Source organism: Stenotrophomonas sp. YJH_SMC_48-3 (genome assembly GCF_059369375.1).
On sequence record NZ_JCAFSQ010000010.1, the window covers coordinates 186,726 to 198,309 of the forward strand.

8 protein-coding genes are annotated in these 11,584 nt (G+C 65.2%); 2 read left to right on the plus strand and 6 right to left on the minus strand.

Annotated elements, in window-relative coordinates; all coding sequences use genetic code 11:
* Positions 1-31: 31 nt before the first annotated feature.
* Positions 32-2,623 carry a bifunctional aconitate hydratase 2/2-methylisocitrate dehydratase gene (gene acnB, locus AC5P65_RS16325; protein WP_111097827.1) on the plus strand — a complete coding sequence of 864 codons (2,592 nt, stop codon included), beginning with the start codon at positions 32-34 and terminating at the stop codon, positions 2,621-2,623.
* Positions 2,624-2,781: 158 nt separating this feature from the next.
* On the plus strand, positions 2,782-4,530 hold the full coding sequence (locus AC5P65_RS16330; protein WP_181451817.1) for a WG repeat-containing protein: 1,749 nt from the start codon (positions 2,782-2,784) through the stop codon (positions 4,528-4,530).
* 96 nt (positions 4,531-4,626) lie between these two features.
* On the opposite strand, the gene AC5P65_RS16335 is transcribed toward AC5P65_RS16330, so the two are convergent.
* The 6 genes from AC5P65_RS16335 to AC5P65_RS16360 form a co-directional block, all read right to left on the minus strand.
* On the minus strand, positions 4,627-4,998 hold the full coding sequence (locus AC5P65_RS16335) for a hypothetical protein (RefSeq protein ID WP_134731698.1): 372 nt from the start codon (positions 4,996-4,998) through the stop codon (positions 4,627-4,629).
* Between the two features lie 271 nt (positions 4,999-5,269).
* The gene (locus AC5P65_RS16340) at positions 5,270-6,343 is read right to left on the minus strand and encodes a protein-glutamate methylesterase/protein-glutamine glutaminase (protein WP_021202077.1); all 1,074 of its coding nucleotides are present in this window, start codon (positions 6,341-6,343) and stop codon (positions 5,270-5,272) included.
* Positions 6,340-6,936, minus strand: a complete 597-nt coding sequence (cheD, locus tag AC5P65_RS16345; RefSeq protein ID WP_014037083.1) for a chemoreceptor glutamine deamidase CheD — start codon at positions 6,934-6,936, stop codon at positions 6,340-6,342. Before cheD ends, AC5P65_RS16340 begins: the two co-directional genes overlap by 4 nt.
* A complete protein-coding gene (locus tag AC5P65_RS16350) occupies positions 6,933-7,802 on the minus strand; it encodes a CheR family methyltransferase (RefSeq protein ID WP_049435029.1) in 870 nt (289 codons plus the stop codon). Before AC5P65_RS16350 ends, cheD begins: the two co-directional genes overlap by 4 nt.
* A gap of 37 nt (positions 7,803-7,839) precedes the next feature.
* A complete protein-coding gene (locus tag AC5P65_RS16355; RefSeq protein ID WP_021202079.1) occupies positions 7,840-10,110 on the minus strand; it encodes a methyl-accepting chemotaxis protein in 2,271 nt (756 codons plus the stop codon).
* 801 nt (positions 10,111-10,911) lie between these two features.
* Positions 10,912-11,584, minus strand: a 673-nt coding sequence (locus tag AC5P65_RS16360) for a methyl-accepting chemotaxis protein (RefSeq protein WP_495215737.1), incomplete at its 5' end; no start/stop codon positions are given.

Consider the following 11,584-nt stretch of genomic DNA (forward strand, 5'->3'; position numbering starts at 1 on the left):
ATTTCAACCTACGCATTACCCGGGAGTTGTCATGTTGGAAGCCTACCGCCACCACGTCGCCGAGCGCGCTGCGCTTGGCATCCCGCCGCTGCCGCTGAGCGCGCAGCAGACGGCCGATGTCATCGAACTGCTGAAGAACCCGCCGCAGGGCGAGGCCGAGTTCCTGCTCGACCTGCTGACCCACCGCGTGCCGGCCGGCGTCGATGACGCGGCCAAGGTCAAGGCGTCGTACCTGGCGGCGATCGCGCTGGGCAGCGAGCAGAACCCGCTGATCAGCCGCGAGCGCGCCACCGAACTGCTGGGCACCATGCTCGGCGGTTACAACGTCGCCCCGCTGGTGCAGCTGCTGGACGACGCCAGCGTCGGCACCATCGCCGCCAACGGCCTGAAGAAGACCCTGCTGGTGTTCGACGCCTTCCACGACGTGCAGGAAAAGGCCAAGGCCGGCAACGCCAACGCCCAGGCCGTGCTGCAGAGCTGGGCCGAGGCCGAGTGGTTCACCAGCAACCCGGAAGTGCCGCAGAGCCTGACCGTCACCGTGTTCAAGGTGCCGGGCGAGACCAACACCGACGACCTGTCGCCGGCGCCGGACGCGACCACCCGCCCGGACATCCCGATGCACGCCCTGGCGATGCTGAAGAACAAGCGCGACGACGCGCCGTTCACCCCGGAAGAAGACGGCAAGCGCGGCCCGATCCAGCAGATCCTCGACCTGAAGGACAAGGGCCACCTGGTCGCCTACGTCGGCGACGTGGTCGGTACCGGCTCCTCGCGCAAGTCGGCCACCAACAGCGTGCTGTGGTGGACCGGCGATGACATTCCGTACATCCCGAACAAGCGTGCCGGTGGCGTGTGCCTGGGCGGCAAGATCGCGCCGATCTTCTACAACACCATGGAAGACGCCGGTGCGCTGCCGATCGAACTGGACGTGTCGAAGATGGAGCACGGCGACGTCATCGAGCTGCGCCCGTACGAAGGCAAGGCGCTGAAGAACGGCGAGGTGATCGCCGAATTCCAGGTCAAGTCCGACGTGCTGTTCGACGAAGTGCGTGCCGGTGGCCGCATCCCGCTGATCATCGGCCGTGGCCTGACCGGCAAGGCGCGCGAAGCGCTGGGCCTGGCCCCGACCGACCTGTTCCGCCTGCCGGTGCAGCCGGCCGATACCGGCAAGGGCTTCTCGCTGGCGCAGAAGATGGTCGGCCGCGCCTGTGGCCTGCCGGAAGGCCAGGGCATGCGCCCGGGCACGTACTGCGAACCGAAGATGACCTCGGTCGGCTCGCAGGACACCACCGGCCCGATGACCCGTGACGAGCTGAAGGACCTGGCCTGCCTGGGCTTCTCGGCCGACCTGGTGATGCAGTCGTTCTGCCACACCGCCGCCTACCCGAAGCCGGTGGACGTGAAGACCCACCACACCCTGCCGGAGTTCATCTCCACCCGTGGCGGCGTCTCGCTGCGCCCGGGCGACGGCGTGATCCACAGCTGGCTCAACCGCATGCTGCTGCCGGACACCGTCGGTACCGGTGGTGACTCGCACACCCGTTTCCCGGTGGGCATTTCGTTCCCAGCCGGTTCGGGCCTGGTCGCCTTCGCTGCGGCCACCGGCGTGATGCCGCTGGACATGCCGGAGTCGGTGCTGGTGCGCTTCAAGGGCAAGATGCAGCCGGGCGTGACCCTGCGTGACCTGGTCAACGCGATCCCGCTGTACGCGATCAAGTCGGGCCTGCTGACCGTGGCCAAGGCCGGCAAGAAGAACATCTTCTCCGGCCGCATCCTGGAAATCGAAGGCTTGCCGGAGCTGAAGGTCGAACAGGCGTTCGAACTGTCCGACGCCTCGGCCGAGCGTTCGGCCGCCGGTTGCTCGGTGCGCCTGAACAAGGAACCGATCATCGAGTACCTGACCAGCAACATTACCCTGCTGAAGTGGATGATTGCCGAGGGTTACCAGGATCCGCGTTCGCTGCAGCGTCGCATCGAGAAGATGGAAGCCTGGCTGGCCAACCCGCAGCTGCTGGAGCCGGATGCGGACGCCGAGTACGCCGCCGTCATCGAGATCGACCTGGCCGACATCCACGAGCCGATCGTGGCCTGCCCGAACGACCCGGACGACGTGAAGACCCTGTCCGAGGTGGCCGGTGCCAAGATCGACGAAGTGTTCATCGGTTCGTGCATGACCAACATCGGGCACTTCCGTGCCGCTGCGAAGCTGCTGGAAGGCAAGCGTGACCTGCCGACCCGCCTGTGGGTGGCCCCGCCGACCAAGATGGATGCTTCGGAGCTGACCAAGGAAGGCGTGTACGGCACCTTCGGCGCTACCGGCGCACGCATGGAAATGCCGGGCTGCTCGCTGTGCATGGGCAACCAGGCGCAGATCCGCGAGGGTTCCACCGCGATGTCGACCTCGACCCGCAACTTCCCGAACCGCCTGGGCCGCAACACCAACGTGTACCTGGGTTCGGCGGAGCTGGCCGCGATCTGCTCGCGCCTGGGCCGCATCCCGACCAAGGAGGAGTACATGGCGGACATCGGCGTGATCAACGCCAATGGTGCGGAGATCTACCGCTACATGAACTTCGACCAGATCGAGGAATATCAGGACGTGGCCAAGACGGTCGCTGCCTGATGCGGTAGTGCCGGCCGCTGGCCGGCATCCCGTTGAAAGGAAGAACCCCCGGTGAGAACCTGGGGTTTTTTGTGGACGGGCCACTTTCGTAGAAGTTGCATTTCAGTAGAGATGCATCGCGCCTACCGTGGATGCCCACAATTTCGGTCCTGCGCAAGATGCGCCGCTCATTCCTGCTGCCTCCCAGTCCTACCCATCGCCGCACCGTCACCACCCAGGCTTTGGGCATTCTGCTGGCCTCTGCACTTCTGACCATTGCGCCATCGGCAGGGGCAACGTCGGCGCCTGCAATGCTACAGCCCACCGAGCCGCCGCCACGTTTCGACAGGACTACACGCCACGGCCTCTGTCATGAGGGCCGCTGCGTGGTGCTGGATGGCACCGGTCGGCAACTTGCCGAGCATCGGGGAATGCAATACCTCCGCCCCTTCAAAAATGGGGTGGCGGTCTTCGAAAGGGGGGAGAACAGGGGCGTCATGAATTCAGAAGGGCGTATCGTCCTTGAAGCGCATTACGACTCGGTTGAGGTACATGGCAACGGGATGATCGAAGCCAAGGTATTGCTGCGGAGCCCGCCCAAGGCGTACACGCGAATCGACTTCTTCAATGCACGAGGCCGATTGGTGCGTCGGTTTGAGGAGAAAGGCGAGATCGATCTCCTGCGCTCGGCGTCCTGGGCAGGAAACCCGGCTGTAGAACTCTGCAACAGTGAAAAGCGGCGCTGCACGACCCACTTCCTTGACGCAAAGGGCAGGTCCGGTCCCGTTTTCAGTGTCTTTGGTAGCTTTGGTCCCGTGGGTCATGAGGGGGAAGTGGCCATCGCTTCGCGCGATGGTGTCCACTTTGGCCTGGTTGATCGATCACTGGCAGGCATAGGGCGCCAGGACTACGATCAGATGACCTTCAACAGTTCGGGTTTCGCGCTCGCCACCCAGGGCGGGAACGACACGGTGCTGGATCCCCACGGGGTGCAAGTGGCGCCCATGGGTCGATATCGGTTCAAGTTTGGTCGGGGTGGGTACCTGCTTTCTGCGGTAGCCGAAGACGGCCAGTGCCTGCATTTCACGCGCGCGGGTTTGATGTTTCCGACGCCTGCAGGCCACTGTATGAAGACAGATGAGTTCGCTGGACGAGTGGGGTATGTAATCTTCAGTTCGGAAGATGATGAATACGTTGTAGGCCTGGATGGGTCGCTGCGCTCCCTGCAACGCGCTGCAGGCCTGCATCCGTTGAACCGCAGGATCGTCGAGTATCAAAAGCCCGGCGAAGCGGGGGTGCGTTTCATGATGCTGGAAGATGGCAGCATCTCGTCTTCCCTGTACTACCGACTTGCGCCTTTTCAAACCGCGGAAGGGCTGGATGACCAACTGCTGTTGGCCCAAGCCGATGGAGGATGGGGTGTAATAGATGCTACGGGTGCTTGGCTGATTCCTCCTCGCTACCGTCGAATAAGACCATTGGGTCCGAATCTGGTCGCGGCATTCGAACGGCCGGGATATGACCCCGGGTATCACATACTCGATCTGCGTGGCAATGCGGTGGCTGATTTCACGCTGCATGATCCCTTGCCGGATTTTTTGGCGGATGGAACAAGAGTCTATGCGCTCTCACTACGTGGCCGTTGGGGTCTTCTGGATGAGTCGGGGCGGTGGAGGCTGGCGCCCCGCTACGGCTACGTGAATGTTTCGAAAGGCCTGGTTTCAGTGCGTGAGCGAAACAGTGCCGGTGATATTACGGTTAATTTTCTTGACCCGGACACAGAAACGACGCTGTTCGAACAGGGATTTCTATCGATTCATTCTCGACCGGATGGTCTGTTTGAGACGTTGAAGACAGATCAGACCTTGGAGCTGATCAAGCTCGACGGGACCGTTCTGGGGCGTCTGCATCCTCGTCCCAGCCAATAGTCGGACCATTGACTGCCTGGTATGGCTGGAGCCTGGTGCGATCCAAATGGAAAATCTGGGCGTGTTGGAAACAACGCAACGCTCAGGCTTCCGGCGCTACTGCACGGTCCAGTCTGCGCTGCCTTCCAGCCGACGGCCGCCGATCAGCACGTTGCCGCTCTTACCGGAGACATCCATCTCGAACCAAGGCAGTCCATCACGGTCAAGTGGACGCACGTAGGCCTGGCGCTTTGCACGGTTGAATTCGATGTAGTAGCGGCGATGCACGTTGGGGTACGGCGGGATAGACGGGCCTTTCCAGCTGACGCTTACCGCGCCGGGATCTTCGCGACCCACCAGCATCAGCATGAAGAACACATCACCCTGCTTGGCCTCGAAGTAGAACAGATCGCCACTGGCGCTGGCGGGTGCCAGTGGCAATGAAAGCAGTACGGCCGCCAGGGCGGCCTTCCATATGCCTTTGATCATGTGCAGCATTCCTTGTGCAATACCGCTATCAAAGCACACATGCGGGTAGCGCGTTGAAACGAAGAACCCCGATGAAAGCCGGCACCTTGAAACGAAGAACCCCGATGAAAGCCGGCACCTTTTCTTGTTGCCTGATGGCCTGTAGCGCCGAGTCCATGCTTGGCTGCTGTTCGTGCGATGCGCGATGAGTCGAGCGCGGCTCGACTCTACAAAGGCATCCACGCATGGCGTGGATCTACTGCCCGCGGAGTCCTTGAGCCGGGGCGCGCTATCAGCCGCGAGCGAGCGCCAGCAGCCGCTCGGCAATCCGTTCCAGTGGCACCTGTTCCTCAGCGGCGCCGAGTTTGAACGCTGCACCGGGCATGCCCCAGACCACGCTGGTGGCCTCGTCCTGCACCAGTGTCGGCGCGCCGGCCTGGCGCATTTCCAGCAGGCCGCGTGCGCCGTCGTCACCCATGCCGGTGAGGATGGCCCCGATGGCATTGCCACCCGCGCTCTGCGCGACCGAGCGGAACAGCACGTCCACCGCCGGCTTGTGCCGGTTCACCGCTGGGCCGTCGTCGACGCGGCAGCGCCAGCGTGCACCGTCACGGATGATGCGCAGGTGCTTGCCGCCGGGTGGCAGGTAGGCATGGCCGGGCAGCACCGCTTCGCCGTCGCTGGCCTCGCGCACAGCCATGGCCGAGTGGCGGTCCAGGCGTTCGGCGAAGGCGCTGCTGAAGCTGGCCGGCAGGTGCTGGGTCATCACCACGGCGGGCGCGTCGGCAGGCATGCCTTCCAGCACCACGCGCAGCGCTTCGGTGCCACCGGCTGACGAGCCGATCGCGATCAGGCGGTCGGTGGTACGGAACTGCGGCGAGGCAGCACGCGTTGCCGGCGCTGCGTCCAGCGTGAGCTTCGGGGCGGCCGCGCGCACCAGCGGTCGCACCCGCGAGCGCGCCGCCATCTTCACCTTGGCGATGATTTCGTCGGCGTAGCCCTGCAGGCCGCGTGCGACGTCCAGCTTGGGCTTGGAGACGAAGTCCACCGCGCCCAGTGCCAGCGCCTGCAGCGTGGTGTCGGCGCCGCGTTCGGTCAGCGAAGAAATCATCACCACCGGCAGCGGGTGCAGCCGCATCAGGTTTTCCAGGAACGCCAGGCCGTCCATGCGCGGCATTTCCACGTCAAGCGTGATCACGTCCGGGGCCAGGCGCTTGATCTTCTCACGCGCCAGCAGCGGATCTGCGGCGGTGCCGACCACGTCGATGGCCGGGTCGCTGGACAGGATTTCCGTGAGCATCTGCCGCACGACGGCAGAGTCGTCGACGATCAGGACCCGGCAGGGGGCGTTGCCGGTCAGGGTCATTCGAACAACTCCACGCCGCCGGTGACCGGGGCCTTGGACAGACGTGCACGCACGGCCGATTCGGTGGCAGCCACTTCGGCTTCGTGGGCATGCGGCAGGCGCTGCACCACCACGCGGCCGGTATCGGCGAAGAACCAGATCTTGCGCGGATGGATGCCGCACAGGTCCTCGGCGATGATCGGGATATGCTCGGCCTGCAGGTACTGGCGCACGAACTCGGCGTTACGGGTACCGACCGGATTGCTGGTGAATCCCTTGAGCACGTTGGCGCCGCCGAACACCTTGGCCTCGATGCGCTTGCGGTGGGCGCCGCGCTTGAGCATGTCGTTGATCAGCAGTTCCATCGCGTAGCTGCCGTAACGCGCGGGCGCGCCGTCGCCGGCATTGCCCTCGGGGAGCAGGAAATGGTTCATGCCACCGATCTTCAGTACCGGGTCCCGCAGGCAGGCCGCCACGCAGGAACCCAGCGTGGTGGTCAGCGCGGTGGTGTCGTCCACCACCAGGTACTGGGTCGGCAGCAGCTTGGCGGCAATGGTCTGGAAGCGCGCATCCTGGTAGCGCATCACATCGTCGGTACGCAGCGAGGCGTTCATGCACCGGCCTTTGCCGCGCGGCGGTACAGGGTGCGGCCACAGGGCTGGATCAGGTCGGCGGCGTGCAGGTAGTTCTCCGAGTGTCCGGTGTAAAGCAGGCCGTCATCGGCCAGGTGCTGTACCAGCCGGCCGAGGATCGCGCGCTGGGTTGGTTTGTCGAAGTAGATCATCACGTTGCGGCAGAACAACGCATCGAACGGGCCGCCGACGTCGTAGCGCGGGGCAAGCAGGTTCAGTGGGCGGAACTCGATCAGCTCGCGCAGTGCCGGCAGCACGCGGCACTGGCCCTCGTTGGGGCCGCTGCCGCGCTGGAAGTAGCGCCGGCGCAGGTCCGGGTCGAGGTTGGTCACACGGTCGATGTTGTAGACACCTCGGCCGGCGGTGGCCAGCACCTGGGTGTCGACGTCGGTGGCGATGATGCGCACCGGCGGCTTCAGCGTACCGAAGGCCTCACAGGCGGTAATCGCCATTGAATAGGGTTCTTCGCCGGTGGACGCTGCGCACGACCACAACAGCAGCGGTGTGCGGCTGGAGCGCTGCTGCAGCTCCTCGCGCAGCTTGTCGAAGTGATGCGGTTCGCGGAAGAACGAGGTCAGGTTGGTGGTCAGGGCGTTGGTGAACGCCTGCCACTCGTCACCATCTTCCTGCTCCAGATGGTCCAGATACTGCTGGAAGCTGCGCATGCCCAGCGTGCGCAGGCGGCGCGACAGGCGGCCATAGACCATGTCGCGCTTGGCCGGAGCGAGGGCGATGCCCACCCGCTGGTAGATCAGGTCGCAGACGCGGCGGAAATCACGGTCGGCGAACTCGAATTCGCGCGGGCCGGTGACGATGGGAGTAGGACTTTGCACGGGGGACGTGTCCATCGGCAGAGGCGGCGGCCGAAGCCGCTGCGGGTGGGTCTCAGAATTCCTGCCAGTCGCTGTCGCTGGCGGCGAAGGTGCGGGCGTTGCTGCTGCGACGTACCGGCGCGGGCGTTCCGGTCGGCTGCGGACGTGCCACGGTGGTGATGCACGCCGATTCCACGCGTTCGGCGACAGCCTTCACTGCGGCGGAGACCTGGTTGTCGAGGCGGAAGATCGCCACGGCATCGGCCAGCTGCGCGGCCTGGTCTTCCATCGCACGCGCGGCGGCGGTGGCTTCCTCCACCAGCGCAGCGTTCTGCTGAGTGGTTTCGTCCATCTGCACCACGGTCTGGTTGACCTGCTCGATGCCGGCGCTCTGCTCCTGCGAAGCGGCAGAGATCTCGGCCATGATGTCGGTCACGCGCTGCACCGAGGCGACGATCTCGCCCATCGTGCTGCCGGCCTGGTGCACCAGGCTGGAGCCTTCGGCGACCTTGCCCACCGAGTCGTCGATCAGGCCCTTGATCTCCTTGGCCGCAGCGGCCGAACGCTGGGCGAGGGTACGCACTTCGCTGGCGACCACGGCGAAGCCGCGACCCTGTTCACCGGCACGCGCGGCTTCCACGGCAGCGTTCAGCGCCAGGATGTTGGTCTGGAACGCGATGCCGTCGATCACCGAGATGATCTCGGCGATCTTTTTCGACGAGGCCTCGATGGCGGACATGGTACTGACCACCTGGCCGACCACGCTGCCGCCCTGGGAGGCAACAGACTGCGCGCCGATGGCGAGCTGGTTGGCCTGGCGGGCGTGTTCGGCATTCTGGCGCACGGTGGAGGTCAGTTCCTCCATCGAGGCTGCGGTTTCTTCCAGGTTGGCGGCCTGCTGCTCGGTGCGGCGTGACAGATCACTGTTGCCGGAGGCGATCTCGCCGGCGGCGAGCGTGATGCTCGAAGCACTGGCCTGGATCTGGCCGACGATCTGGGTCAGCTGTGCGACGGTGGTGTTGGCATCGTCGCGCATCCGTGCGAACACGCCCTGGTAGTCGCCGTGCATGCGCGCGGTCAGATCACCTTCGGCGATGGCCGACAGCAGCTGCGAGAGCTTGCCGAGGTTGTCATCGCTGACCGCCATCATCGCGTTGAGGTTTTCCAGCATGAGGCGGAAATCGTGATCGAAGCGCTGCGCGTCGCCACGGCGGCTGAAGTCGCCCGCGGCGGCGGCACTGGCCAGCTGCTTGATCTCGGCATTGATGCGGCCGAGGTTGGCCTTGACCGTGTCGACGGTGGTGGTCATTGCGGCCTTCTCGCCTGGGTAGCGCGCGATGTCGCGGCTGAGGTCGCCGACCGCGTACTGCTGCACCACATCCAGCACATCGTGCAGGGTCTGCACGTGGCTGCCGACCAGGGCGTTGGTCTCCTGCACCATCAGCCCATACTCACCGGGGAACGCACTGGCGTCGATGCGGTAGCTCAGTTCGCCGCCATCGTGGCGGCGGGCCATTTCGCGCTGGCCGTTGATTACTGCGTGCAGCTGCTGCTGCATGCCGGACATCGCCTCCAGCAGGCGGCCGGGCTCGTCGTGCGGCTGTGGGCCGATATGGCTGTCCAGCTTGCCGTTGGCGATGCCTTCGGCGACGGCGGTAGCCTGCTTCAGCGGGCGCGCGATACGGTTGCCGATGACCCAGCTCAGGGCCAGCACGATCAGCACCAGTACACCACCGGAGATCGCCATGATGGCGGTGAACACCAGCGCCTGCCGCTGCACGTCGTCCATGTAGACGCCGCTGCTGACCACCCAGTTCCACGGCGCGAACAGGCCGGCGTAGGCGACCTTCTCGACCTCGCCCTTGCTGCCCGGCTTGGCCCATCGATAGTTGACGAAGCCACCGCCGGCCTTGGCCGCTTCGACCTGGTCGTAATAGATGCGCACGCCGTCGTCGGTGCGGAAGTCCTTCATGTCCTTGCCGACCAGGTCCTTGCGGAACGGGTGCATCAGCAGGCGGTAGCCGGTGTCGTAGATGTTGAAGTAGTACGTATCGTTCTCGGCGCGCATCACTTCCAGGGCCTGCAACGCGGCGCTCTTCGCGGCGTCCTCGCTGAGTTCGCCGGTGCCGGCCAGACGGTGGTAGTGCTGAAGGATGCCGTAGCTGAGTTCGACCTGGGTCTTCAGCGCGGTCTTGCGGGTCTCGGTGAGGTCCAGGTACTGCATGCGGGCGGCGATCACCGAGAGCGCGATCACGCCGAGCGCGATGAGCAGCGTCAGCAGGTTGAGCTTGCGCCGGACGGAGAGATTGCTGAAGTAGTGTTGCCAGCGATGCAGGAGATTCATCGAGCAGGACCAGGTCGAAACGGGCGGGCGGCGCCGAGCCGGTCACGGCGGGACAAGCGGTGACAACCCCGTTATCGGCCGCTGGGGCGGGGGATTGAGGTGCGGTGTCGGAACGTATTCAGGTTTCCTTGCCGCGGCGGCTGCGGCGCTGCCTGCGGCAGGCTTTTGAAGCAACGGCAACGGCAGTTGGTCGGCTATGAGTTTTCAGTGGGTGGCTGGGTCGGGGTGGGCTGGCGGGACACGCCGTAAACCCGTCCTTGGGGGCTCGATGGCGCCATCCATGGCGCCAACGGTCCCGCCAGCCCACCCCGACCCAGCCCTCCCGGCATTTCGGTGTCGGACGGCAAGAGCGTTGAGTTCCCAGGTGGAAAGAGGGGTCAGATCCGTTTTCCTGCGGAAAACGGATCTGACCCCGGATGCGGTGCGGCTGTTGCTCTTGCTCTTCTTTTTTCAATCCGGGGTGGACGCGCACGGAAAGTGTCCGTGGCCGGGAGGGTGGGTTGCGCAGGGGCGTGAGCCGCATGGGCCCGAGGCATGCCTCGGGCGGGTTGGGCAGGACGCCCAACCCCGGTTTTGCCGTGTGCGCAGGACAGCGCACACGAGCAAGCGGCGACCGAGCCTACAAGGACGTATTCACGGCGTCCCCTGCGCAGCCCACCCTCTCGGCCAACCCTCAGTAACCCAGCGCTTCGACCGACCACCCCGAGGGGCTTCGCCGTTGGCTGGATATCCAGATACCCCGTAAACGAAAACGCCCCAGCGCAGGGCCGGGGCGTCTTCGTCCGTCAGGTCAGGCAGGCATCAGAACTCCTGCCAGTCTCCGTCGGCCAGTTCCGTGGCCATCGGGCGACCACCCGCGCTGCGGCGGGCGGGCGGGGCGGCCGGAGCCGGTGCCGCCGGTGCGGCAGCACGCGGGGCCGGGGCGGCGGCGCGCGCGGGGGCAGCCACGGTATCGGTTTCGTCGACCACGAAGATCGACACGGCCTCGCTGAGGTGGCCGGCCTGTTCTTCCATGGCACGGGCGGCGGCGGTGGCTTCCTCCACCAGAGCAGCATTCTGCTGCGTGGTTTCGTCCATCTGCACCACGGTCTGGTTGACCTGCTCGATGCCGGCGCTCTGTTCCTGCGATGCGGCGGAGATCTCGGCCATGATGTCGGTCACGCGCTGCACCGAGGCGACGATCTCGCCCATGGTGGCGCCGGCCTTGTGCACCAGCGCCGAGCCGTCGTTGACCTTGCCGACCGAATCATCGATCAGGCCCTTGATCTCCTTGGCGGCAGCGGCCGAACGCTGGGCGAGGGTACGCACTTCGCTGGCAACCACGGCGAAGCCTCGGCCCTGTTCGCCGGCACGGGCGGCTTCCACCGCGGCGTTCAGTGCCAGGATGTTGGTCTGGAACGCGATGCCGTCGATGACGCTGATGATCTCGGCGATTTTCTTCGACGAGGCTTCGATGGCCGACATGGTGGTCACC